Source organism: Idiomarina abyssalis, from assembly GCF_019797805.1.
Lineage (GTDB): Bacteria > Pseudomonadota > Gammaproteobacteria > Enterobacterales > Alteromonadaceae > Idiomarina > Idiomarina abyssalis.
Genome location: NZ_CP081832.1, coordinates 116,985 through 142,454 on the forward strand (window position 1 = coordinate 116,985; position 25,470 = coordinate 142,454).

The following is a 25,470-nucleotide window of genomic DNA, read 5'->3' on the forward strand; positions in this document are numbered from 1 at the left end:
GGTAACTCTCTTAAATCGAAGGCATTGTTATAACGGTTTGCTCACCGGTTTCGTTATGCGTGATATAAACGAGCACGCTGCCGTCAGGCTGACCAATGACTTCCACTGTGTACTCACCAGTGTCATAAAGGCCTTCAACGATCTCACCGTCCGCTATTCGGCGAGTAAGCGAGTTGATAATGTTTCTTTCAAGTGCATCTCTGAAGCGATCGACGAATGAGCGTCCTTCATCAGGAGCTGTATGCGCGTTTTGGCTCTGAGCTTTTTGTAACAGAAAGCTGCCATTCATTGGGTTTCCGCCAAAGCTGGGGTTAATTGGTTGATAGACAATTTCTGTCGCAGCAACCAATGGGGATGATAAAGCCAAAGCTAAACTGATAATTGATAGTCTTTTTTTCATAGTTAACGCCTTTTTAGAATTGATTATTTTCTGGCGAATCAAAAACTGAGTCTGCTTTTATACGGGCGACCTCGTTAATGCTTATAAGGATGGCCTGTTCAGCCAGCTTCTTTACGTCATTTTGGCGACGGCCAAAATAGGTTTCGAAGACTTTTTGTTGTTCCATTTCCACCCACAGGTAAGTTCCTGCTTGTGGGTACACTCGCTCGTTAACGACGACTGTAATTCCATTAGTCGATGGTATATCTCGCCAGTAGCTGGTGTAGTAAAAGAAAAAGTCTTTGCCAAAACGAGATATCGTTCTGTCAAGAACCATTCCTCCAAGCTCTATTTCATCCGCCTGGCTAAAAGGGGTCATTAAAATGAGAGCAAAAATGAGTTTCTTTAACATAAGCGCCTAAAAAGCGGCTACTAAAAGCAGCCGCTTTATATTATTGAGCTAATACTGAATTAGTATTGAACTACGGTTGCTACGTTATAGTCGCCTTGCTGATAAACACTCATGGTGTTGGTATCGCTAAATTGACCACCAGTCACAACGTTGTTGTCACCAACCTGCTGAATGTCAACGCTGCCACCATTACCGCCGACAATAAATGACCCTTCGTCGCCAGCAATAATGTTGTTGTTACCTTCCTGAACGAAAGCGATAAGGTTGTCATTACCACCGATAATGGTATCGATAAGGTTAATGTCGCCAGTTTGCTCTGATTGAAGGTCGTTGCCAGAGGTTGTGCCTGCGTCGTATGAGTATGCCAACAAGGTATTGCTGTCTCCGTCCTGGCGTGAGTCAACTTCGTTGTCGTCACCTGCAATAACGATTTCAGCAGTGTTAGCATCTCCGTATTGGCGGCTAGATGCTTCGTTGTCTGCACCAATTAAAGCAACACCGTTGAAGTTATTGTCACCACGGCTTTGGATGTGGATGTCGTTGTATGCGCCATAAGACTCCGCAACAGCGATGTTGTCGTCACCACGTTGACTCATTGAAATAATGTGGTCATCACCTTCGGTTGCGAAAACTGCGTAGTTGTTATCACCGTTTTGGTGCGCATCAACTGTGTTGTAGTTACCTACCATGCCAGTTGCGGCTTCTACTACGTTTGTATTACCTTCTTGCTGAACAGCTATTTCGTTTAAATCACCTTGGATTGGCTGAATTAAGAATTCATTGCTAGCGCCGTCCTGATATACGTCTACCAGGTTTTCGTCACCCGCCAGGTTCTCTGCAATGAAGATGTTCGCTGAACCAAACTGCTGAACGTAAACCTCGTTCATGTCGCCATTAGCGCCGACTACGCCACCTACGTTTCCATCGCCTTCTTGATCAGCAATAAATACGTTGGCATCACCCGTTGCATTAAAGTAACCGGCTTCATTAAGTGAACCTGACTGATAGGCTGAAAACTCGTTGTCACTACCTTCAATTTGGAAGCTAGCCCAATTAGAGTCACCGAACTGTGAAATATCGGCAGCGTTGTAGTCTCCAGTCAAATCGATAGAGGCAGTGTTTCCAGCACCTGCTTGCTCAACGTAAGCAGAGTTACCATTGCCCGTCAGGAAGACTTCAGATGAGTTCATGTCGCCTTCTTGAAGACTGGTCAGCATGTTGTCATTACCGGTCGCTTCTGAATCGAAGATATTCCAGAAACCGGACTGCTCACCCTCAACAAAGTTAAAGTCGCCGGTCACATAAGTATAAGCTTCCTGCCAGTCGTCAAACTGAAGAAGTGACGTGTCGTTACCTTCTCCGTACTGATCAGCGTAAGCCCAGTTCAAGAAACCGCTTTGCTCGATGTACATGTTGTTACCGAATTCAACGGCTTCTGATGAATCCTGGTTAACAACCGCGATATGTGATTGTGCTGCTGCGTAGCCTGAGAATGCCAGACCTAAAGCTAAAGCTACTGCACTTTTTTTAAGAATTGTATTAGACATGTTTTGTTCTCCATTGATTGTTCTTATTTGAACTGCGTGATGGACATTTCAGCGGCAGCGCCTGTCTGCTGAATGGTTATAGAGTTTCCATCACCAAGTTGCTGAAGCTGAATGACATTGCTTTGCCCAACTTGAAGAATGGTCGCTGAATTACTGCGTCCAGACTGCTCTGCAGTGACAGAATTATTGAACCCTTGCTGCTCGATAGTCAGAGTGTTTTCCAACCCGAACTGAACGAGGTATGCGTAATTTTGCTCTCCTGCCTGCGCTACTGAAGTGAGGTTATATGAGCCTAGTTGAGCAATTTCGGCATGGTTTGCAAGGGACTGCCGCTCCAGTAACCCTGCTAATGCAACAGATAACTCGTCAGCCTTTCCTGAAAAAGAGATGAGGATGACAGCTGTTGCTACTAAAAGTTGTTTAATGAAAGTCAAAGCGGAACACCTTTTGTTAATAATTCCGCTAACAAGAATAGAGGTTCAAATGTGCGCGACAATCGTATGAATGGTGTATTTTTTAGATGGTATTTGAATGAGAAAGTCATTATTTAACAAAGTTTTAGGGTTTATTTTCCTCGAGAGCAACCTGAATGTCCTAGTCCCTTTTTCGTATTTATCGTAAAGAACATTAAATATTTAACTTTTGGCGTAAATCAGTGTGAAAAATATGCTACTTATTTTTTAGTGCTGAAAAAGCAGTTCGCACAGGTAAATGATATTCCTACAACAATAATGAGGAAGGAAGCATGACGAATTTGAAAAAATTGGTCGTTGGCGTATCTATGGCACTTGCTGCAGGAACAGCTGCTGCCAATAGTAAACAAGCGGACGACGACTCTCTGTTGGTGGTTTTTAAAGCCTCGGCAACGAAAGAGCAGCGCCTGGACCTGATAAGTAATGCAGGTGGTACTTTGCGTGCACTTGATAACCGCGGTCGGGACATGGCAATGCGGAACATTGCTGATGGACGTATTGCAAAAGTAAACGTACGAAATGCTAAGCAGCGTGATGCACTAATTAAGCGGCTCTCAAACCACCCTTTAGTTGATGTAGCTGAGCCGAACTACATCATTTCAATTAACGATACGAAGAGCTCAGACTTCAATATCCTGGCGACGCCGGACGACCCAGCTTTTGGCGACATGTGGGCTTTGGAAAATACCGGGCAAAGCGGCGGTACGCCGGGTGTTGATATCGATGCGCGTCCAGCGTGGGATATTACAACGGGTGACTCGACCATAGTCATTGGTGTTATCGACTCCGGTGTTGACTATACGCACCCGGATTTAGCCGGAAACATGTGGGTTAACCCAGGTGAAGTTTGTGACAACGGTCAGGACGATGACGGTAACGGCGTTGTTGATGACTGCTACGGTTACTCTGCAGTTAATTCAAACGGCGATCCAATGGATGAAAACGGTCATGGTACGCATGTTGCCGGTACTATCGGCGCTAGTTCAAACAATGGCGAAGGTGTAACAGGCGTTAACTGGGACGTTGAAATTGTTGGTTGTCAGTTCCTGGATGCATCAGGTTCAGGTAGTACAGCTGCGGCCATAGAATGTATTGACTACATGACTAACCTGAAGGTGAATCATGGCGTCAACTTAGTTGCGACGAACAACTCCTGGGGTGGCGGCGCATACTCTGAATCACTACGAACGGCTATCAGTGACAGTATTGATGAAGGCATTATGTTTGTTTCTGCGGCCGGTAACGATGGTATCGATTCGGACGTTACTGCAAGTTACCCGGGTGGTTACGACTTAGACGGTATTGTTAACGTCGCAAATACCACGCGCACTGACGCAATGGCTGCTTCTTCAACTTATGGTGCTGTGTCTGTTGACTTAGGTGCACCAGGTACTGAAATTCTGTCAACTTATCTAAATGGTGGTTACGCAACAGCCTCTGGTACCTCAATGGCAAGCCCTCACGTAGCTGGTGTTGCAGGTTTAGTGTGGTCTATTGCTCCGCATTTGACGGTTGCTGAAGTTAAGCAAATTCTGATGGACTCTGGGGAAAGCAACCCAGCTTTAGCCGGTAAAACAGTGTCTGGTAACCGTTTAAATGCATTGAGTGCTCTCGAAGCTGCGGATCCTGATCCAGCTTATCGCTTAACACTTTCTCCGGTATCTCAGGAAATTGTTGCTGGTGATAACGCTACATTAACTCTGGATGTGGGCAGTATTGCTGACTGGTCAGGGGCTGTTGATTTAACGGTTTCTTCTGAACCTCAGCTTGATGTCTCTTTGTCTTCTAACCAGGCACAAAATGGCGAATCGGTTGATGTGCAAGTAGCAACAACTGAAGACACCGCTTGGGGCGAATACGCCATAACGGTTAATGGTACCGATGTAGAAACTGGTGAGATGACCCGCGATGTTAGCGCAAGCGTTTATGTGCTGCCACAAGGCTTATCTGAGTTTTATTACGATGATGTTGCCGGTGTTGATATCCCGGATGACGACAGCAACGGTATTACTCGAGTGATCAACGTGCCTGATACAGGCGTTGTCTTCGGTGCTGATGTCAGTGTTGATATTACTCATACATGGCGTGGTGATTTAATCGTTACTTTAACATCGCCGGAAGGTACAGAGCATGTACTGCATGACCGTACTGGCGGCAGCGAAGATGATTTGGTTCAGAGCTGGTCGCTGGATAGCTTTAACGGTGAAGATATGACCGGTGACTGGACGCTGAATGTATCAGACAACGCTGGTGCAGATACCGGTGTATTGAACCATTGGTCCTTAAATCTAACCGCTGTTGAAGAAGACGATGGCTTACCAGATGCTCCTGTTGCAGGTTTTGAAGCAGACGCGGCTGACTTAACGGTAAGCTTTACGAATACATCAACAGACAGCGATGGTGACATTGAGAGTTATTTCTGGGAGTTTGGTGACGGTAGCACTTCGACAGAAGCAAACCCTGTGTATGCGTACTCTCAAGAAGGAACCTACGATGTTACTTTAACAGTGACTGATGCAACTGAGCTGTCGGATACGGTAACTCAGTCTGTGACGGTTAGCCTTACCGATATCGAGTTAGACGTTTATCGTTCACGCTTACTGCGTAGCGGAACCGCTTTGGTTGACCTGCGTTGGTCAGGCGCTGCGGGCGACGTCGACTTGTATCGTAACGGTGAGTTTGTTGAAACATTATCAAACTCAGGCCGAGTACGTGACCGCTTTGACTCGGATGGTAGCGATGTTGTCTACAAACTGTGTGAAGCGGGTACAGAAGCTTGTGATTCAGTAACAGTTAGTTTTTAATAACATTGAATTAACAATTTAATCTGTATTACAATAGGGGCTCTTGTGGCCCCTATTTTATTTTTGGATGTTTTGCATGCGACGTAGTAAAGGATTTACGCTGGTCGAACTTATTACTGTTATTGTCGTGCTTGGCGTTCTGGCCGTTACTGCACTTCCACAGTTCATTAACTTTTCTAGTGACGCTGAAAAAAGTCGCCTTAAAGGGCTTGAGGCTTCGTTGAAAGCTGCTCTCGATATCACCTACAGCAAAGCCGCAGTTCAAGGTCTGGAAAGTGCAGACTCTGCCTGTCTTGGCGGTAAGTTTGATGAGACAAGCGTCAGTTGCCCGGACGGAGGCACACTAATTTTCTATGGTTACCCTGCGGCGAAAGAAAGTGTTCTTAACCAGGTCGTTGAATTGAGTGACTGGGCTGTTTCCGAAGTTGGGATAGGTAATGTTGTCGGAATAGCAGCGACTGAGGATGATCTCATGCAGTGTTATGTGACCTATTCAGCCGCCACCTCTGTCAGCGAACCTCAAATTCGGGTTTATGCCGATAATTGTTAAGTGAAAATGGTTCACAAAACTGATTAGCAGGAAGTGCACTCTAAAGGTTGTGGGTAAAAACGCATCGAGACATCAGGGTGCGAACGCTTTCTGCCTTTCATTACATTCTCGCCCACATTATTTAGTAATGGATTATTCGGGTCGCTGGTTGGCCCTTTTGCTTGTTTAGCTAAATGAGGTGGCAGATTTAGCACGGGCACTGACGCATCAAGCTGTGCGGCCATGAAAAAAGCAGAAGAGTATCGGGTCACTCCTTTTTTAGGACTGGTCACACGGTGGTTGGTCGCTTTTAAATAGCCGTTAGATGCCAGCTCCAGTAGCTCACCAATATTGACGACAAAAGCTCCGGGACGGGGGGCGACTTTATACCACTGTTGCTCAAATTCCACTTCCAGCCCGCTGTTTTCGTCCTGCATGACTAATGTCAGGTAGCCGGGGTCTTTATGTGCGCCCACCCCTTGCTCGGAACCTTCTGAAGTTCCCGGGTACTTTATGAGCTTAGTGTGGCGATAGGGCCCTTTGCGAACCGTCTCTGAAAGGGCATCAGAAGGTTGCTCCAGGCTTTCGCAGAGCGCTTCTAACAATTGCAGCGACACTTCGGTGAGTTTGTCCTGCCAGCTGAGAAGCTGGGGTTTCATTTCCGGCAATTGTTTTGGCCATTGGTTAGGGCCAATCAGCTTCTGCCATTCATGATGAATGTCTGCATCTGAAAAAGCCGTCAGCTCATCCATAATATCGAACTGCTCCCGGCGGTCGCGACGACCAGCGGTCAACTCGGAATAGTTTGCAGAATATCCGCGGAAATGGGGTGAGTGAATCATCTGAATCTCTTTCTTCGCGGTATTACTAAGCGCGAAAAATGATTTAGCAGTATCCAGTACCTTTACTTGCTCTGTCAGTGAAATACCGTGATCTTCCAGATAGAAGAAGCCAACCTCGCGTGCTGCCTTACCGATCTCAGCAATAAACTCCTGGCGATGAGAGGCACTAGAGTAAAGTTTTCGCATAGATAAAACGGGTACTGGGTTTTGCATAACGGACTCAACTGGTTATTTCTGCGGCTGAGTTTACGCTGGCCGATAGTGGTAACTGAAGAATCAAAAAGTTCTATGGTAGACGGGTTGGCTATATCAACAATATGAACGGATGCCGCTACTTATTCCTGGTATTGCTCGACCAGTACCTGCTGCCTGTGTAAAATCTTTGGGTCTTTAATTAACCAGTGAGATATTCAGAATGGGTCGCGCCTATCAAAACCGAAAAGAGTCTATGGCTAAAACCGCCAATGCAAAAAGCAAAGTTTACAGCCGCTACGGCCGTGAAATTTATGTTTGTGCGAAGCAAGGCGGTACCGATCCGGACGGTAATCTGGCACTACGAGGTCTGATAGACCGGGCAAAGAAAGACCAGGTACCCGCGCACGTTATTGAAAAAGCTATTGATAAGGCTCAGGGCGGCGCTGGCGAAGATTTTTCTCCTGCACGCTATGAAGGTTATGGCCCGGGAAACTGCATGGTCATAGTCGATTGTCTGACCGATAACCCGAACCGAACCTTTGGCGATGTGCGTAACTGTTTTACCAAAAGTAAGTCAAAAATCGGTGCTCAGGGCAGTGTTGCTCACTCCTTTGATCATTGTGCAATTTTTGCTTTTAAGCACGACAGTGAAGATGAAGTACTTGAAGCCTTAATGGAAGCTGACGTTGACGTTACCGATGTTGAGTATGAGGAAGGGCTGGTTACAGTATTTGCACCTCATACAGAATATGCTGCTGCTCGTCAGGCTTTAACCGGCGCTTTCCCAGAGGTTGATTTTGAGGCTGATGAAATTCAGTTCCTGCCACAGGTAACCACCAGTATCAGTGAAGATGACCAGCCAATGTTTGAGCGTTTAATGGATATGCTCAACGACCTGGATGATGTTCAAAACATTTACCATAACGCAGAACAATAAATTGATGCAGATCAATTCAGTCAAGCGATAAACCTTATAAGCTTTGTGGGTATTCATTAACAAGGAGTTACCCATGAAGCTTAAAGCATTGTCTTGTGGTGTATTGTTAGGGTTGTTAAGCACTTCTGCTTTAGCAAATGATTTTTCAATTAATGTTGGTGCTATCTCCGTCATGCCGGATGACAGTAGCAGTAACCTTAATGTTGTTGAAACCGTAGCGGGTCTGCCAGAGAACTCGACCGGTGTCGGCGTTAACACCAATACGCAATTGGGTTTAACTTTTGATTACGCATTAACAAACAACTGGACGGTAGAGCTGGTTGCAGCAACACCTTTTAGCCACGATATTACTGCAACAGGCGCACTAGCCGGACTGAAAGTAGGTAAAACAAAACATTTACCGCCCACTTTGCTGGCGCAGTATCACTTTGACCTGAACAACGACATGTTCAAACCTTTCGTTGGTGTCGGTGTTAACTACACGGCGTTTTTCGACGAGCAGATTGACCCTCAGCTGCGTTCAACTTTAGGTGATCTTGGCGTTGTGACTGCTGACGATTCCGTTTCACTGGCGCTTAAAAACAGCTGGGGCTATGCCTTGCAGGCTGGTGTTAATGTGGAACTGACTAAAGACTGGGGCCTGCATTTTATGGTCAGTCGCATGGACATTGATACAACGGGTGACGTGCGAGTTAACGATGCAACCATTCAAAGCGTTGACGTTGATATTGACCCTTATGTTGCTATGGCCGGTATTCGTTATTCCTTCTAGAGCCTTTGCGTCGCCCACCTACAGGGCGGCGCCTTTTTTAATGCGGTGAGCGTTTTGCTAATTTTCGCTGCAACGTGCGTCGGTGCATTCCCAACTCTCGGGCCGTTTTAGATATATTTCCCTGATTATCCTTAAGTACTCTCTGAATATGTTCCCATTCAATTTGTCCCGGGGTTAGACGGTTACCCGAAGGAGCGTCCAAATGAATAGGGGTATTTGTAAAACGTTGCAATAACTCTTCGGTAGCAACTGGCTTGGTTAAGTAATCTGTTGCACCACGTTTCATTGCTTCGACAGTTGTTGCGATACTGGCGTAACCGGTCAATACAATTAAGTGCTTAGGAGAGTATTTATTAATTAGTGGTTGGATAAGAGACAGACCATTATCATTGCCCAGCATCATATCAAGCAGAATACCGTCGAAGGGGCCTTCCAATTTTAGTGACTGCTCTGCTGAATGGGCTTTTTCTATATTCAAACCATGATGTTCCAGGCGCCTTTGGAGTATTTTACAAAAGCTCTCTTCATCATCAACGATAAGTAACTTAAAGTTATGCATTGGCAACCACCGGTAAAACGATCAACGTTAATGTTCCCTCTGCTGTTGATTGCCAGCTGACTTGCCCTCCAAGACGCTCGACTGTGGCGTGACTTATGACGGCTCCAACGCCCATACCTTGTTCGCTTGCGGCTATGGACTTACCTATTTTCTTTTGTTGAAGCTGGCTCAGGCCGTCCCCGTTATCAACAATGTGAATTTGGAGTTGCCTGTTGTTTCTCATAAAAGCATCACTGAACTGCACAGAGATTACCTGATGGTTGCTTCGCTCTCCTGCGCTTAGTGCGTTGATGATCAAATTAACAATAGCGGGAAAAAGCGTGCGATCTGCAGAAATAATCGCATAACGTAATGACTCTGGAGATTCCCAATTGACCTGCGCGTCAGGGCGCGCAATTCGTAGTAATTGTTGTAACTGAGTTACAATTTCGCCAACCGTATAATTGTGCAACCGATTACTACGGACATCTTCTGCAGCTTCCCGCCATTGCTCCAGACTAGCTTCGACTTTGGTTAAGTATTCGTTTAACTCGCGTTTCAGTGCTAAATCGATATCACATTCTTGCAGTTCTTCATTGAGCAATCGAAGAGATTGCACCGGAGTAGCCACGTCGTGAGTTAATTGAGCGGCCGCGGCGCCTATGGTCAGTAGTTGTTCATCACGCAGCTGACGTTCGCGCACATCTTGTAACGCCTTCTCTGACTGAAACCACTGTTGTTTTAGGTAGTACAGTGATACTGCAATGATAAGCGCAGCAATAATAAAGCCGATAACCATGCCCTGGGCGTGTTTGAGCATTTCATCGCTCAGCGCATGGGCCGCATGATTTTGCTGGCCCGGCAAAAGAGAAGGCAAACTCACTTGTGCGACTTGTCCCAAAATACTGACCAATACAACAACTAAAGCAAAAATGGTTGGTAACAACAAAAACGCTATAACGATAAAAATCAGTAGCAAAGAAGTAAAAGGGTTACTGATGCCCCCATTAAAAGCGACCCACAAGTTACCCAGGGCAATATCTAAACACAAGGCCAGACATATTATCCAAGAGCGGCGATTAATAAATTTATAAGCGAATAGTGTCAGCATATTAATTAAAACTGGTAGCTGGTTTGCAACCAGATGGTACGACCTGGCTCGTTAACTTTGTCAATTTGTTGATATCCCGAAATACTGGCAGCAGAACGACTTAAATGCTCTGCATAATTTTTATCCAGTATATTATCGATTCCTAAGCTTAGCTGCCACTTTGGGTCAACTTCCCAGTCGATATTAGCCGAGACTACACCAAAACCCGCGCTTTTCTCTAAGTCGTAACCAATAACATTCCCTTGGTTTGGCGCAACGCGGTTTTGTTGTTTAACCAAACGCCACAACACAGAGTAGGTGAACTCCCCAAGACGGTAATCACTGGCCAGCCGCAACTCATCAGCCGGTTGCTGGGGTAGGTAGCTATCGTCCGTTGTATTGGTACCACGAACAATGGCAATGGCGGCGGAGACCAACCAGGGATCGGTTATTTGGTAACGGGAGGTCAATTCACCACCCCAGCTGCGGGCGTCGATATTGCGCACCATTTCAGGTTGCATCATCATGCCTTTCTCCAGCAGGATAAAATCATCCACTTCGCTGAAAAATAACGAGCTTTCCAGTGTGAGTTTGTCGGCCTTCCAGTTCAGTCCGATATCCCACTGTTGGTTTGTTTCAGCGTCCGTATTAAACGCCGACAGAGAGCTTGGTGAGCGGCGGTTGTTTCCTATGACTTCCCAGTAGTCCGGAAAGCGCTCGGCTTGCCCCCAGCCGGCATACCAGTAGCCGTTGTCGAATTTTCTTTCAACACGCACAAAGCCGCTGTGTAAGTTGTCGCTGCGAGTGTCGTTGGCGGTTGGGTTAGGCTGCGCCGGGGAGCCCATGACCATTAACATTGCGCGCTTGTCAGTTATTGACCAATGATCGAGCCGGTAACCTGTCACCACCTTCCAAACAGCGTCAATGGCGTAGTCGTACTCAGCATAAAAGGCGTCCTGGCTGAACTCGGCATCGTCGATGCGAGGCAGGTTTTGATAAGACGCGTTCAGCTGATTGCGGCTAATGCGGTCGCGATGCTCCGATTCGTGATGTTCCACGCCGGCTTTTAACCTACTACTGGCCGTTAGTGACCATTCAGACGTTATCTTTGCGCCACGTGAATGACGGTCGGGATTACGGGCAGTGGGGTTAGGCATCATCATGGACGGAGTGAAGTCACGTAATGAGTAGTTATCCATAACGTGGTCTATAGAGTTAAAGTAAGTATTTACTGACACTTCTTCCAAATGGCTGCCCTTGGGTTGCCAGTTGTAATCAAGAGACATGCTCTCTCGCTTAAATAACACGCCGTCCATGCTGCGGTCTGCGTAAGCTGCCTCGCCGTCGCTGGCGCCTAACTTAAGCATAAGACGCTGGTTATCCGAAGGAGTCCAGGCAAGATCAACGTCACCACTCCAACGTTCATATTGGCTGTTAATTTCACGGTCAGAACCATCCTGGTAATCATCGGCAGTGGCTGCGGTTGCATTTAAGCGCACAAATCCCCCAGAAGAGCCCCACGTCATATCGGCCGAACCGTTAACGCGCCCAAAACTGGCGGTGGTAGCGTTGAGAAACCCCGAGAACTCGTGGTCATCAAACCGGCTGACGTCTCTTTTAAAATGAATAGAAGCGGCAGAGCCTGAGTAAAGAACGGTCTGTGGGCCTTTAACCACAGTCACGCTGTCGTAGCTCTGAGGCGTAATGTAGGCCGTTGGCGGATCCATGCGGCTGCTACAGCCTCCTAGCAGCATTTGGTCATCGGTCACAATAGCCAGGCGCCCGGCGCCCATGCCTCTGAACAAAGGGTCTGACGACGCCCCGCCTTTACGGGTTGAACTGAACCCCGCCAGGCTTTTCAAAAAGTCTCCCGCGTCATGAGCTGGTAGTGGCTGGCGCGGCTTCTTGGCGTCAACAACCCATTCACTGGGGGCCTGCATAGACTCGCCAATAATGACAATGCGTTCATCGACAGTGGTTTGCTGAGCCAAAACGGCGGACGGTATTGCTAATGCTAAAACTAACGGAGTAAATGACTTCATACGACATAATCTCTAGCAAGATAATGTCGCTATTATCATGAAATTTAAGGCAAAGCGGGATGCGACAAAAGGTAGCATCCCCAAAGAGATATCACTTAAGAGACGGGCAGAATTTATTTTTCAGTAACTTCATAAAAGCTTCGGTATCCGGGTCTTTTATCGAGTAGTAGACGGTTTGAGATTCTTTTCGAATAGTAACCAGCTCCTGCTCCCGAAGCACCGCCAGGTGCTGTGAAAAAGCGGATGCACTTAAATCAAAATGCTGGTGCAATTCACCCACACTTTGTTCTCCTAATGCCAACCGGCATAAAATTTGTAAGCGGTGAGGGTTGCCTAGAGAGCGCAGAAAGTTTGCGGCGTTCTGCGCTTCTTCCTGAAGCATCTCTTGTGATTCAGTTGCACTCATGGTGTCTTTATTTTCCTGCTTTTTCTAACTCTCGCTCAGTTTTTAATCCTAAAGCTTTTTTCATAAAAATGCTTGCCGGACAAAAGCCAGTGAAAGACTGTTGAAATAGGTTGGCGCCAACAAATACGGTTAGCCATACCCAATTGGGATGAACCCAATAAGTTAAGGCTACGGATAACAATATCATAAAGCCGGCAAATGCAGTTAAAGCTCTTTCGACGCTCATTATAAAACTCCTTTACTTGATATTAAAACGCGTACCTGACTCGAAGGTAAGCATTGTTGTTTTCAGTAAACTGTCCGAAAAAGGTATTCGGACGTTCGCGGAAAAACAGGTTAAAACCACCGCTGAATGACCAATTGTCGTCAATGCGGTAGTCAAAAGTGGGGCGTAAGTAGCCGTCGTTTTGATTCGGTGACACAAAAGCAAACAGCGACAGGTTCAGATCATCACGCTCGTCGCGCCAGGTTAAACGGGTGGTGAATACGGTGCGTGTTTGGGTGTCGCCTTTCTCAATGTAGGCCTGAAAACCGCCGGTAAAGCGCGTCCACAGCTCTTGCTCATAGCCAATCAGTGCGCGCCAGTGGTCTGCTGCATCGTGACGGTTGTAATTGGCCACCTCGGTGTTAACCAAACCTGGACCAAAGGTCATTCGCACTGACGCCCCAACCACAGTTAAACGGCCGAAGGTAGGCTGAAAGTTTTGAGTGACGGCTTCGGGGCTTTTGGTGAAGCCGTCGTAACCATAGACAGCGTATTCCACACCATCGTAGTTACGAAACAGACGCATTGCGAACTCGTCGCGCGTAGGCTCTATAAACTGAATAGAGGGGTCGTCACCGGTTAACTGCCCGGAGAGTGGGTTAAAATAGGAGATGCGCTCGCCACGAACGTAGTTATCGTGATCAAACTCCGGCGTCCAGACAAAATCAACGTTAAACCAATCAAAATAGCTTGTCACCCTAAGCGCGTCAGAAGGCGCTTTTAAGTATTCCTGATCGCGACCAACAAAAAACGACTGCCAGTCTTTCGGAAACAGGTCATTCAGAAAAAGGAAGTCACCGGTGCCCCAGGTGAGCACCTGACGGCCAACTTTTATATCGGTATTATCGAAAACCGTGAACTGTGCATTCAGTTCGCGAATTTGGCCATGCCAGGTTTCATCGAAACCGTCGTACCAGCCGTCGGCTTTCGCGGTCCAGGTAATGTCCTGCCAACGGTCGTCGAAACCAAGCTGTAGTCGAGGCTCGGCAATAGACAAACGCTTGTGATAGGGGGAGGGTTCGAGCCGTCCGCCTATTGCCGCCTCAACGAAACCATAGACATTAATTCCCTGATCTTGTTCCGTTCCCCAACCAGAGTCCCATTGCTCATCGTCCCAGGAGTCCTGTGCCGATGCGGCTTGAGCCAAAGTGAAAAGAACGGTAAACGTTAAAACTTTCCGGTATGGCATAGTTAGTCTCTCAGTTGTAACCATTCTGCCGGCGGGTTACGTAAGCTACGCTCGCTGAAAATGCTGTCCGGCAAACCGATGTTGTACTTCATAAAGCGAAACTGCATTTCTGTTTGTCCGCCATTGGTTAAGTCCGACATGCGTGAATGAGTCACGGTTGGGTAGCCCTGAACCGTTTCGATTTTCAGTACTTCCATTTTTCGGTAGGCTTCGCCGCTGTCGTTATAGAAGGTGCTTTCAACCGGCAGCATGTGTTCTTTATCAATAACCACTTCGTAGTAGCTGAACTCAACGTTGCCAGGGTCTTTAGCTGTGCCTTTTAACACGTAACTGTCTTTGTTTTCAGAAACCAGCTCGTAACTATCCAGATCAGTATTACGGCCGGAAACGTCTTCATAGAAAAAGTGCGAACCCACAAAAGAGGTGCGCTTATCGCCGGCAGATATGCGTTTCACCAAATCGAGATCAGGTAAATACAACCAGCGGTCATCGTCGTCGTTGACTTGTTTGACCACACGGAACACCGTGTCGCGCACGTCAGCAGGGCGTGAGAAAAATATCATCATGTCTTGTACGCCACCATCTTGTTGGTCTTTACGCAAAATGGTGAACTGCCGCATTTGTTGGCGACCCTGATTATCGGTAATAATCATCCGAGCTGCACTGCGCCCATCATCGCCGGAATAATAGGCGTTTAATTCAGCTTGCTCGACAATTTCACGCGCGCTTTTCTCAGCACCAATGGCCTGGCCGCTAATAAATAAAACGGCGGCGGATAAAGCGGTTAAAAATAGGGTTTTCATGATTGACCTCCACGGAATATAAGGCGGCTAAAGGCAGTCATCACCGCCGGGAGCATAATAAGTGTCACTATGGCCGATATCGCCATAATGCTGGCCAAGAATACGCCTACGGTAATGTAGGGCACTAACGGTGCGAACAGCAGTGGCGTAAAGCCAATGGCAATGACAATGGCATTGCGGGAAATGGCACGTGCAGGTTCGTCAAACATAACCGCTAAAGTGTCTTTCCAGTTACCGGTTTGTTTGAAGGTAGCGCGCGTACGTTCAATAAAGTGAATGGCAAAGTCCACTGACAGCCCAAGCGTCAGCGATGACAGCACGGCAATAGGCATATCGTAGTCTTTACCGACCCAGCCGATAAGGCCATAAATAAAGGCAATGGTCAGGCTGAGCGGTAACATCGCCAGTACCCCGAAGACTACCGAGCGGAACAGTAGCACCATCATAATGAACACCACCACAAAGGCGCTGATTAGGCTGTCGAGCATGCCTTCGACCATGGCTTCCTGCCACACCACGTTAAGGTAAGCTTTACCGGCCCAGTCCATTTCAATATTAGCAGGCAGTGGGTTGTCTTCAATGTAGCTGTCAACGGTGTTGACGACCTGGGTTACGTGCTGGTTGTCACCGCTGGTTAACTGCAACCACATTAAGCTGCGTTTGTAGTCCGGCGTAACAAAGTGCCAGAGGTCTTGCGGACGGTGCGACGACTGATACTGCAACAGGGTTTGCGCAACACCGGCGGCATTGTCCGGCAGCTCGTAGTCTCTTTCTTCGCCCGAGCGTAATTCGCGGTTCACCGTCTTCACCACGTCGGACAGACTGTTTGACTTGCCCACCAAGCCTGTCGTTTGCAAGTACGCTTGCATCTCGCTCATGTAAGCCAGTAATTCCGGGCTTTGGAACGCTTTGCTGGCGCTATTCAGCTGTTCGAGCTCAGTCATTAATCGCTCTAACGGCTCTAATTGGTCAGAACCGACGCTGAAGAGCAGATCATCAATAGCGATAATCCACTGGTTAAAGTTCACTTGCTGTTGCTCAAGCAGAGCGCTTAAAGCATCCCGCGATTCTTCAGACAGCGCGTCGTTATTCAGGGCGTCACGAACCGCTGAGCGAGCTTTTTCGGTCGCATCTAGGGTATTTTCAAATACTACATACGCGTTGTACGTCCCGGCAAAGTGGTCGTTTAATACTTCGTCAGCAATACGAACCTCGTGGTCAGGTTTAAACCAACGCACCGGGTTGTCGTTAATGTTTATTTGCTGAATACCGAACCAGGCAAAAGCCAAAACTGCCAGGAAAAAGGCTATCCATAGTTTAGCGTGGCGAGCAGCGACAGCGCCCAGCTTTTGAAGCCAGCCATCCTTGTGTTCTTCATGAGTGGCTTTAGCAAAGCCTTCTAACGTTGATGGCTTCAATGCACAGATATAGGCCGGTACGAAAATCACGGTAATTAAGAAGGCCAGTAAAATACCGGAACCAACAAAAGCACCAAATACCTGCACCGGAGGAATAGGTGTCAGCATTAATGAATAAAAACCAATCGCTGAGGTGACAGATGTGAACAACATTGGTCTGAATAAGTGCCCAAGGACGTTCTTAATCGTGTCTTTTGCGTTACTTTTTTCACGGTATCGATCCGAAAACTCCGACATAATATGCACTGAGTCGACCACGGCAATGGGCATCAGGAAAATGGCTATCATTGATGACATAATGTGTACAGTGAAGCCCAGAGCAATAAGAGCACCCATGGTAATCAGCACGGTCGACATAGCGACTATCATGGCGGCACTTATAAAGCGCATATTGCGGAAGAAGAACCAAAGCAGCGCGAAAATAACAGCGGCAGCTAACGGCGCGGAAATCCCCATTTGCACAAACATTTCATACCCAAACTGGTCTTCAGCCACCGGCAAACCGGTAATATGCCAGTCGTCGTTGCTCTCTAAGGTATTGATTTTGTCACGCAGTTGCTCCGCCAGCGCATAGCTCTCGTCTTTACTTTCAATAGGCACATAAATAGCGGCGGCTTTGTTATCGCCCGAGACAATGGTGTTATAAAGCAGTGGAAGGTCTTCAACCTGCTGTTGAATGTAGTGAGCTTCAGCGTCATTTTCCGGAGGTTGATTCATCATCCATTCAAAACGAATGGTGCCGGGCTCTTTTTGAGTAATATTGTCGACATTAGCCAGTGACATCAGATCGTCACTGATAACTCCGTTCAGTGACTCCGCATAATTCGACATGGTATGCAGGTCGGTTAAAGTCTTTTGGTTGTAGACGGTGTTCTCATTCACTACGCCAACGACAATCATGTCATGCATAGCAAAAGTTTCTTTGACCTCATTATGGAAAACACGCTGCGGGTTATCGTCCGGCAGCATGTTCTCCGGATCGGTATCAATGGTAATAGAGGGGATGAAGGCAGCAACGGCAATAGTGATCAGCGTCAACAACCAAAAGACACTTCTGCGGTAACCTGTCGCCAATTTCATAATGACATCGATCATATAAATTCCGAGTTTACTAATTTAGATAAATACGAAATATAGTCGATAATTTCTGATTTGTCATCTATCTTGATTAAAAAATAACAGGGCGAACCCTATGACCACTCCCCATATTTCGGCTAAGGCCGGCGATTTTGCAGAGCTTTGCTTGTTTCCAGGCGATCCTTTGCGGGCAAAACATATTGCTGAAACGCATTTAGATAACGCTGAACTCATAAGTGACACTCGAAATATGCTGGCATTCACCGGTCAATTTCGTGGCACGCCGGTTTCCGTTATGGGGTCTGGCATGGGTATGCCGTCCTGTACGCTTTACGCGCAGGAGTTATTTCAGCACTTCGGAGTAGAGCGGCTGGTTCGGGTGGGCAGTTGCGGTGCGGTATCGCCAGACCTTAATTTACGAGACTTAGTGGTAGCCCAGGGAGCTTGCACCGATTCGGCGATGAACCGGCAGCTGTTCGGTGGTTACGACTTTGCTCCTATTGCAGATTATAAGTTGTTGAGTGAATTTGTCGGCTATTGTCAGAAAAAAAATCAGCCGGTGGCGGTGGGGAATGTGTTTTCAACCGATAGCTTTTATCATCCTGATAAAAAGCTGGAATGCCGACTGGAGGCTATGAATGTGCTGGCGTTAGATATGGAAGCTGCTGCACTGTACGCCATTGCCGCTATACACAAGAAACAGGCGTTAGCCGTTATGACAGTCTCCGATGAAATAAGAACGGGTAATGGTTTATCGGCGAATGAAAGGCAGACGGCTTTTAGTGAAATGACAGAGATGACTCTGGAGAGCTTACTGGTTTATTGATCCTGATCAAGTAACAGCTACCTAATAAGTAATAACCCTATATTTCATGTGACTAATGCCGATGAATAGGCAAAATAGCCCGTTTGTGGTTGCAGATTTTGCCTGTAGTGGAGTGGTTATGAAGTGGCTCGATTGGTTAACTCGCCCTGTCCAGAAGTTGTTTAATTTATTAAGCTTTCGACGAAAATTCAGCTTAATCGGTTTTTTGTTGTTTATTCCGGTTATTGTACTCAGTTCACTGATGGTAACTGACTCCTTAAATAAGAGTCAGCAAGTGGCAGAAAAGCAAACGGCAGCCCAGTACTGGCCTGAGTTCAGAGGGTTGCTGGAGCATATTGCTAAGCACCGGGGAATGACCGGGAGCGATGCGCAAAAGCGTGAGTTTTCCGGAGAAATAAACCGCTCTGTGCAAGCCATTAATAGTCACTTCGATAAGCTTGAGGCGTTACAAAGCCAGCAGGCGTTTTTCTCCACACGGGCGTTGTCCCAACTGCGGCGTCAATGGCAAAGTCTTAACGGTTCTACCGGCCAGTTTAAGCAGCACACTCAGCTATTGAAAGATCTCCAAAGCCTTTTAGCAAAACTTAGTGCCGGCTCGGAACAGCTGTTGGAGAACGAGCTGGCCAGCCTTCTGCTGGCACGTCTTGCGGTTGAAGAACTGCCGCAGTTAGTTGAGCAGAGCGGGCGCTTAAGGGGTCTCGGAGCACAATGGTTAAACGGCCAGGAAAGCAAAGAGCTGCAGCAAGATATCACCACAATAACCTACGTACTGGAAAACCAGGTTTCGAACTTTGTTGAGGCGGTTAAGAATCTATCCGATGAAACCAATGAGATTGGGTTGCTGAAACAGGCGGAAGCGGCCGAGCAACAATTAACACTATTTAGTGAGACGGCATCGCGTAGGCTGCTGAAGCGACAAATGTCAGCCGGGGATTTTTTCCGTGAAGGCACTGCGGCAATTGGCGCCTTGTTTGGTTTTTATGACAGTGTTATTCCAGCGTATCAGTCCAGATTAGAACAGCGGGCTGCAAAGCTAGACACCGTAGTCTGGACCAATATTGCCTTAATGTTGGGTGTGCTGCTATTGCAGCTATTGCTTTTTACCAGCCTGTACTTAGGCATTTATCGCGCTGTGTCAGCCAACATTCGTATGGCAAAACAGTTAGCTAATGGTGACTTAAACAGCTTAGGCACAACAGAGGGCAAAGATGAACTGTCGAAAATAACCCATTACTTAAACTCTGTCGCCATAGAAACCAGCTATTCAGTCGATGCCATCCGAAAATCGAGCGACGGTATGGACAGCCTGGGTGATGGAAACTATCAGGCCATAAAAGAACTTGCCGAGCGCGCTAAAGCTCAGGCAACGCAAATGCAAAGTGCAGCCGCGGCGGTGGAACAAATGACAGCCGCAATTAGTGAGGTATCTGAGTCAACGCAAAAGGCGGCTACTGAAGCTGACAACACCTTAGTGTCAGCGCAAAACGGTCAGCAGGTTGTTAATACCATGGTCGTGGCTATTCAAAAGCTTGAGCAGGAAGTGTCTGAGTCTCAGCAAGTGATAAAAACCCTGTCGGAAGACAGCCAGGCTATCTCTAAAATACTACTGACCATTAATGATATTGCCGATCAGACTAATTTGCTGGCGCTGAATGCGGCAATTGAAGCCGCCCGGGCGGGCGAGTCGGGCCGCGGCTTTGCTGTGGTGGCGGACGAAGTCAGGCAACTGGCGCAGCGCGTGCAGGCATCAACGGGTGAAATACAAAATGTGATTGGCCGGCTTGAAACCAACACCAGCAACGCGGTTCATTCTATGGAGCGCAACAAGACTCTGGCTGGCGAGAATGTCGAGCAGGCCAATAAAGCTTCCAACTCATTAACCGACATTGTTGAAAACGTCGGTGTTATTAATGACCTGAATATTCAGATAGCGTCCGCAGCCGAAGAGCAGTCGGCGGTTACTATGAACATTCAGGAGAACATTAATTCGCTGTCAGAAAGTGCCCGAATTGTGGATGCGCGGTCGCAGGAGGCATTAGAGAGCTCGGCGCAATTAACCACCTTAGGCGGCGAGATAAAATCTCTTGGCGACCGGTATTACATTGAGAAAGACGTGATAGAGCAGCGTCTTGCGGAGCAGGACGTACTCATTGAATGGTCGTCGAAACTGGATGTAGGCATTGAAGAAATTAACCGTCAGCACCAGCGCTTAATTTACATTGCTAATGAGCTTTACCGCCTGAAGCTTCGCGATGGCGACCAGCATGCATTGCAGCGCTTGGTGGATTCGTTAATTAACTACACGGCAACGCACTTTAACTACGAAGAGTTGTTAATGGAGCGTAACGGCTACCCGGACTTAGAAAATCATAAGCTTAAGCACCGCGACTTAGTGCAGGATGTGATGCGTTTCAAACACCGGGTTGATAACCACGAAGACGTGATTGATGAACTACTGGACTTCGTAAAAGCCTGGTTAATGAATCACATTATGAAGAGTGATATGGCTTACAAAGGACACCTTAACAGTAAAGGTATCCGCTAAATATTACAGCCCCAGGCTAATAACCGGGGCTTTTTCACTTTCTTGTCGCTGAGTAAAGTCATCTTTACCGGAAAGATTGCGCCAGTTGGCTGCGACCAGGCTTTGTCCGGTGGCACCACCCAGGCTATTGCCAGGCCCCAGCAGCAATAGCTTATCCGGCGCAAATTCTCTTAAGGCGACTGTAATGGCTTTGGTGTAGTCGTAATATTCGGTTACCTGATGCCCAAAAGTATAGCGTTGCAGGGCGTCCAAATGGCAGCCGGGCGGCTCCCAGATAACACCACGGCCGTCTATCAGTGGCAGTTCAGGCTGTCTGAAATGACTGCTGTCCCACACGGAAAGAGCCTGATCTGACGCCTCTTTCATTAACGGCGAATGAAATGCCGCATGGCCGGGTAAAATCATAGGGAAGCGGTTATCAACAGGAGCCAGGGTTTTGCTGGCAGCGTTAATCGCATTCTGTGTACCTGCCAGCAGAACATAGCCGCCGTAACGAATGGATAAAAACAGCTCTCCCGCGTGTTGTTCTAACAGTTGACTGACGGCCTTTTCACGAGCTTTGTCCGGTTGCCACTGCTCGTTCATAATGGGGTAAATAAGCTGCGCACCCTCGGCTGTGGCAGTTCGCTTTGCCATGTCGGTGACAATAGACATCGCTTTTTCCGGCTGCCATGCACCGGCACAGGCCAGGGCGGTATACCAGCCCATAGAGTTTCCGGTTACGGCTACTATGTCATACTGCTCCGGGTCAACCGCTTTGAAGTCGGCGTAACCGGCGGCAAAAATTAAGGCTGCGGAATTTTCCGGTTTTAAATGTAGGCGGTGATCGAACTTATCTTTCTGGTCCAGCTCCGAAATGCCGGTAAAACCTTCGTTTTCGCGGACTTTATCTAACCGGCTAATGAGTTCGCTTTGCTTTGGCAAATGGCGCTCAGTGATAGAGCCTAATTCAGGTTTGTTGTAACCACCACGACCGGGGCAGACGATAACGGCAGTTTGTTTCATTGGCCTAAATGCTCCTGTAAATACTGGCGAATGTCTTCTTTTCCGGGCAAAACCTTATAAGCGGCTGAACCCAGGGGAATAAAGCTGTCCTTGGCGGTAATGCGGTCAACGCGTTGCCAGTCACGGCGGTGTTCGTACAGAGCCGTTATCAGCTCTTCACTTAGCGAACCGCGGTTACGACACTCATCGACAACCAGAATGTGGTTAGCAGAGCCAATGGCCTCTACGATCTTTTCAATATCCAGCGGTACTAAGTAGCGTAAATCAAGAATACGGATGCGCTGTTCAAGGTTGAGTTCACTACACGCTTGCCGGCTTAAGTAGTAACCATTGCCGTAGGTGATAATGACCAACTCGTCGCCGTCACCATAACGGGAAGGCTCGCCTAAAGCTGGCAGCGGTGCGTCAGCTGATGGAAACTCATGCAGCCAGCATTGATCGCCTTCTTCAAGCAAGTCACGAGTCATGTAAAGCGCAATAGGTTCAAGAAAAATGACTAAGCGCTTCTGGCAGTGGGCAAGCTGAACCGCTTGCCTCATCATGAGTACCGCGTCGTGCCCATTCGACGGACACATAACGATAACCCCTGGAATATCGCGGAATACGGCGAAGGAATTGTCGTTATGGAAATGGCCGCCAAAGCCTTTTTGGTAGGCAAGGCCCGCAATACGAATGACCATACCGTTGTGGTACTGACCATTAGAGAAAAAGGGCAGAGTGGCGGCTTCGCCCCGAATTTGGTCTTCGGCATTATGTACGTAAGCCAGGAACTGAATTTCCGGTATGGGAAGAAAGCCCTGTTGTGCCATGCCCATGGCTAAGCCAAGAATGCTTTGCTCATCCAGTAAGGTATTTACGACACGGTTAGCACCAAAATGATCAAAAAGGTGGTGAGTCACATGGTACACCCCGCCTTTTTTGCCGACATCCTCACCAAACACAACGGTGTTCTGGTACCGCGCCAGTATTTCGTGCAGCGCCCAGTTAATCATTTTGCCTAAGGGCTGGGGCTTCTTAAAGTTACGCTTATCAAACGCGAATACCGCCTGTTGCTGTGTGCTGGTTAGTGGCTGAGTATCGTCGGCCAGTGTTTTTGGCACAATGGAAGCCATGACCGACTCCGCGCACTCGAGTCTGGGCCGGGTGGAGGCTTCAGCCCCCACCCTCTGAATACGCTGCAACCAGCACTGCGCTTTTTCCGAAAGTTGAGAGCCGGTGCAAAGGCCCCGTTCGACCACTTGTGCTGCGGTTTGCAACAACACATCGGTTTCAAAGCCTTGTGCAATTGATTCACTGCTGCGGTAGGCAACTTCAGCATCGGCACCGGCGTGACCAAAAAAACGCTGCGTTTTCAAATGCAGAATCGCGGGTTTTCGCGTGCGCCTTATATAATCGGCTGCCTGACTGGCAACAGCGTAGGTTTCACTGACATTAGCGCCGTCTGCATAGTAGTAACGTATTGACGGATAATTCTGAAGCTGCCGAGCGGTCCATCCTCGGGGTGTTGAGGTAGAAATGCCAATACCGTTGTCTTCACACACGTAGAGAATGGGCATCGGCATGCCCTGGTACGCACTCCAGCCGGTGGCATTGAGAGCCCCTACTGCCGTAGAGTGGTTTGCTGAGGCGTCGCCAAAGTTACAAAGCACAATGGCATCATCCGGCCACTGGCCAGCTTGTTTTAAGCGTTTACTGAGTCCAATGGCGTAGGCGGTACCCATGGCTTTGGGTAAGTGCGAAGCAATGGTCGAAGTTTGCGGTGGTATATTAAGCGCCAGGCTGCCCAGTACCTTGTGGCGGCCGCCGGATATGGGGTCGTCACTGGAGGCACAAAAAGACAGCATGAGGTCGTACAGGGAGTGCGACCCCTCAAGTTGCCTGGCACGCTGCAAGAAAAAAGCGCCGCTGCGATAGTGCAGAAAAGCCGGATCGGTGACCCGCAGCGCTGCGGCAATAGCAGCGTTACCTTCGTGTCCCGCGCTGCCAATAGTGTAAAAGCTTTTGCCCTGACGCTGCAGGCGTCGTGATTCGATATCGGTGAAGCGGCTCAGAACCTGACTGTGAAAGAGTGCAAATAAGTCAGTATCGCTCAAGTTCGAGTGCTGCGACTGAGGCGCAGGCAAGTCTTCCTGCGCCAGTCGCTCAATAAAGTCCTGTTGCCAGCCCTCAATATCGCAACGCATGATAAGCCTCGCTATTAAAACGCAGGAATGTCGGTCTGTGAGCGACCCAGAATTAACGCATGAATATCGTGTGTACCTTCGTAAGTATTCACCGCTTCTAAATTCATCACATGGCGGATTACGTGGTACTCATCGGCAATACCGTTGCCGCCGTGCATGTCGCGTGCCTGACGGGCAATATCCAGTGCCTTACCACAGCTGTTACGTTTAATGAGCGAAATAGCTATGGGGTTAAGCGTGCCGTTATCGAGCTCGCGTCCGGCTTGCAGGCAGCCTAGTAAACCCAGGCTGATTTCGGTCTGCATGTCAGCCAGTTTTTTCTGTATCAGCTGGTTTGCTGCTAACGGGCGGCCAAACTGACTGCGTTCCAGCGTATATTGTCGTGCTGCGTGCCAGCAGAATTCAGCGGCACCAAGCGAACCCCAGGCAATGCCATAGCGCGCTTTATTGAGACAGCTAAACGGACCTTTTAAACCTTTAACTTCAGGGAAAATATGGTCTTCGGATACTTCAACGCCATCCATAACAATTTCGCCGGTGATAGACGCTCGAAGCGAGAACTTACCGTCAATTTTAGGGGCGCTCAGACCTTTCATACCTTTTTCCAGTACAAAACCGCGAATTTCGCCGTCAAGTTTTGCCCAGACCACAAAAACATCAGCGATAGGCGAGTTTGTTATCCACATTTTAGAGCCGGACAACACATAACCGTTGTCGGTGCGCTTAGCTGTGGTACGCATGCTGGCCGGATCTGAGCCGGAATCTGGCTCGGTCAGGCCAAAGCAACCCACCCATTCACCGCTGGCTAATTTAGGTAAGTATTTTTTGCGCTGCGCCTCGGTACCAAAGGTGTAAATAGGGTGCATCACCAACGATGACTGTACACTCATGGCACTGCGATAGCCGCTGTCGACACGCTCAATTTCACGGGCAATAAGGCCGTAGCTGACATGGTTAACACCGCTGCCGCCGTATTCTTCCGGTAAGGTGGCGCCCAGTAGCCCCATCTCACCCAGCTCGTTCATAATCTGGCGATCAAAGTTCTCATTGCGGTTGGCATCCAGCACGCGGGGCATCAGCTTTTCCTGAGCGTACTGATGAGCACTTTCCTGAATCATCTTCTCTTCATCGGACAAAGCGTTTTGCCAGTTGAGGGGATCGGACCAATTAAAACCAGCGGATGACATGTAACC

Annotated in this window: 22 protein-coding genes; 6 read left to right on the forward strand and 16 right to left on the reverse strand. The window is 48.1% G+C overall.

Features of this window, described 5'->3' with window-relative positions; translation table 11 throughout:
* Positions 1 to 10 precede the first annotated feature (10 nt).
* Genes K5X84_RS00585 through K5X84_RS00600 form a run of 4 tightly spaced genes read right to left on the reverse strand, consistent with a single transcriptional unit; the run spans position 11 to position 2,772 of the window.
* Entirely contained in the window at positions 11 to 400 is a 390-nt protein-coding gene (locus K5X84_RS00585) for a curli assembly protein CsgF (RefSeq protein ID WP_054488727.1), read from the reverse strand.
* 13 nt (positions 401 to 413) lie between these two features.
* Positions 414 to 791, reverse strand: coding sequence for a curli production assembly/transport protein CsgE (locus K5X84_RS00590; RefSeq protein ID WP_054488725.1), 378 nt, complete (start codon positions 789 to 791; stop codon positions 414 to 416).
* Positions 792 to 850: 59 nt separating this feature from the next.
* Positions 851 to 2,338 carry a hypothetical protein gene (locus tag K5X84_RS00595; protein ID WP_054488723.1) on the reverse strand — a complete coding sequence of 496 codons (1,488 nt, stop codon included), beginning with the start codon at positions 2,336 to 2,338 and terminating at the stop codon, positions 851 to 853.
* Positions 2,339 to 2,361: 23 nt separating this feature from the next.
* Positions 2,362 to 2,772 carry a curlin subunit CsgB gene (locus K5X84_RS00600; protein ID WP_054488721.1) on the reverse strand — a complete coding sequence of 137 codons (411 nt, stop codon included), beginning with the start codon at positions 2,770 to 2,772 and terminating at the stop codon, positions 2,362 to 2,364.
* 311 nt (positions 2,773 to 3,083) lie between these two features.
* On the opposite strand from K5X84_RS00600, the gene K5X84_RS00605 reads away from it, so the two are divergent.
* The gene (locus tag K5X84_RS00605; RefSeq protein ID WP_222236197.1) at positions 3,084 to 5,615 is read left to right on the forward strand and encodes a S8 family serine peptidase; all 2,532 of its coding nucleotides are present in this window, start codon (positions 3,084 to 3,086) and stop codon (positions 5,613 to 5,615) included.
* Between the two features lie 76 nt (positions 5,616 to 5,691).
* A complete protein-coding gene (locus K5X84_RS12555; protein WP_222236199.1) occupies positions 5,692 to 6,165 on the forward strand; it encodes a type II secretion system protein in 474 nt (157 codons plus the stop codon).
* A 23-nt stretch (positions 6,166 to 6,188) separates the two neighbouring features.
* On the opposite strand, the gene K5X84_RS00615 is transcribed toward K5X84_RS12555, so the two are convergent.
* Positions 6,189 to 7,199 (reverse strand): isopenicillin N synthase family dioxygenase, encoded by a 1,011-nt coding sequence (locus tag K5X84_RS00615; RefSeq protein ID WP_222236200.1) that lies wholly within the window; start codon positions 7,197 to 7,199, stop codon positions 6,189 to 6,191.
* 202 nt (positions 7,200 to 7,401) lie between these two features.
* Between K5X84_RS00615 and K5X84_RS00620 the strand changes: the two genes are divergently transcribed.
* Entirely contained in the window at positions 7,402 to 8,118 is a 717-nt protein-coding gene (locus K5X84_RS00620) for a YebC/PmpR family DNA-binding transcriptional regulator (protein ID WP_054488713.1), read from the forward strand.
* 73 nt (positions 8,119 to 8,191) lie between these two features.
* On the forward strand, positions 8,192 to 8,890 hold the full coding sequence (locus K5X84_RS00625; RefSeq protein ID WP_222236201.1) for an OmpW/AlkL family protein: 699 nt from the start codon (positions 8,192 to 8,194) through the stop codon (positions 8,888 to 8,890).
* A 37-nt stretch (positions 8,891 to 8,927) separates the two neighbouring features.
* Here the strand turns inward: K5X84_RS00625 and K5X84_RS00630 are convergent, their stop codons facing one another.
* From K5X84_RS00630 to K5X84_RS00665, 8 genes are all read right to left on the reverse strand, one after another.
* Positions 8,928 to 9,449 (reverse strand): response regulator transcription factor, encoded by a 522-nt coding sequence (locus K5X84_RS00630; protein ID WP_222236202.1) that lies wholly within the window; start codon positions 9,447 to 9,449, stop codon positions 8,928 to 8,930.
* Entirely contained in the window at positions 9,442 to 10,539 is a 1,098-nt protein-coding gene (locus K5X84_RS00635) for a sensor histidine kinase (protein WP_244994800.1), read from the reverse strand. Before K5X84_RS00635 ends, K5X84_RS00630 begins: the two co-directional genes overlap by 8 nt.
* A 5-nt stretch (positions 10,540 to 10,544) precedes the next feature.
* On the reverse strand, positions 10,545 to 12,560 hold the full coding sequence (locus tag K5X84_RS00640) for a TonB-dependent copper receptor (protein WP_222236204.1): 2,016 nt from the start codon (positions 12,558 to 12,560) through the stop codon (positions 10,545 to 10,547).
* Between the two features lie 91 nt (positions 12,561 to 12,651).
* A complete protein-coding gene (locus K5X84_RS00645; RefSeq protein ID WP_222236206.1) occupies positions 12,652 to 12,966 on the reverse strand; it encodes an ArsR/SmtB family transcription factor in 315 nt (104 codons plus the stop codon).
* 7 nt (positions 12,967 to 12,973) lie between these two features.
* Complete coding sequence (locus K5X84_RS00650) at positions 12,974 to 13,192, reverse strand: YgaP family membrane protein (RefSeq protein WP_054488707.1); 219 nt, start codon at positions 13,190 to 13,192, stop codon at positions 12,974 to 12,976.
* A gap of 22 nt (positions 13,193 to 13,214) precedes the next feature.
* The gene (locus K5X84_RS00655) at positions 13,215 to 14,420 is read right to left on the reverse strand and encodes a hypothetical protein (protein ID WP_222236207.1); all 1,206 of its coding nucleotides are present in this window, start codon (positions 14,418 to 14,420) and stop codon (positions 13,215 to 13,217) included.
* 2 nt (positions 14,421 to 14,422) lie between these two features.
* Entirely contained in the window at positions 14,423 to 15,223 is an 801-nt protein-coding gene (locus K5X84_RS00660) for an outer membrane lipoprotein-sorting protein (protein WP_222236209.1), read from the reverse strand.
* Positions 15,220 to 17,736: an efflux RND transporter permease subunit gene (locus K5X84_RS00665; RefSeq protein WP_222236211.1), complete on the reverse strand. Its 2,517-nt coding sequence runs from the start codon at positions 17,734 to 17,736 to the stop codon at positions 15,220 to 15,222. The genes K5X84_RS00660 and K5X84_RS00665 overlap by 4 nt, the downstream gene beginning before the upstream one ends.
* Positions 17,737 to 17,833: 97 nt before the next feature.
* Between K5X84_RS00665 and deoD the strand changes: the two genes are divergently transcribed.
* Both deoD and K5X84_RS00675 read left to right on the forward strand, forming a co-directional pair.
* Positions 17,834 to 18,544: a purine-nucleoside phosphorylase gene (gene deoD / locus K5X84_RS00670; protein WP_222236212.1), complete on the forward strand. Its 711-nt coding sequence runs from the start codon at positions 17,834 to 17,836 to the stop codon at positions 18,542 to 18,544.
* 118 nt (positions 18,545 to 18,662) lie between these two features.
* Positions 18,663 to 21,089 carry a bacteriohemerythrin gene (locus K5X84_RS00675; protein WP_244994801.1) on the forward strand — a complete coding sequence of 809 codons (2,427 nt, stop codon included), beginning with the start codon at positions 18,663 to 18,665 and terminating at the stop codon, positions 21,087 to 21,089.
* A gap of 3 nt (positions 21,090 to 21,092) precedes the next feature.
* On the opposite strand, the gene K5X84_RS00680 is transcribed toward K5X84_RS00675, so the two are convergent.
* From K5X84_RS00680 to K5X84_RS00690, 3 genes are read right to left on the reverse strand one after another with little or no spacing between them, the layout of a single operon-like run.
* Entirely contained in the window at positions 21,093 to 22,094 is a 1,002-nt protein-coding gene (locus K5X84_RS00680) for a malonyl CoA-ACP transacylase (RefSeq protein WP_222236215.1), read from the reverse strand.
* A complete protein-coding gene (locus K5X84_RS00685; protein WP_222236217.1) occupies positions 22,091 to 24,277 on the reverse strand; it encodes a thiamine pyrophosphate-dependent enzyme in 2,187 nt (728 codons plus the stop codon). Before K5X84_RS00685 ends, K5X84_RS00680 begins: the two co-directional genes overlap by 4 nt.
* Positions 24,278 to 24,291: 14 nt before the next feature.
* On the reverse strand, positions 24,292 to 25,464 hold the full coding sequence (locus tag K5X84_RS00690; RefSeq protein ID WP_222236219.1) for an acyl-CoA dehydrogenase: 1,173 nt from the start codon (positions 25,462 to 25,464) through the stop codon (positions 24,292 to 24,294).
* Positions 25,465 to 25,470 lie beyond the last annotated feature (6 nt).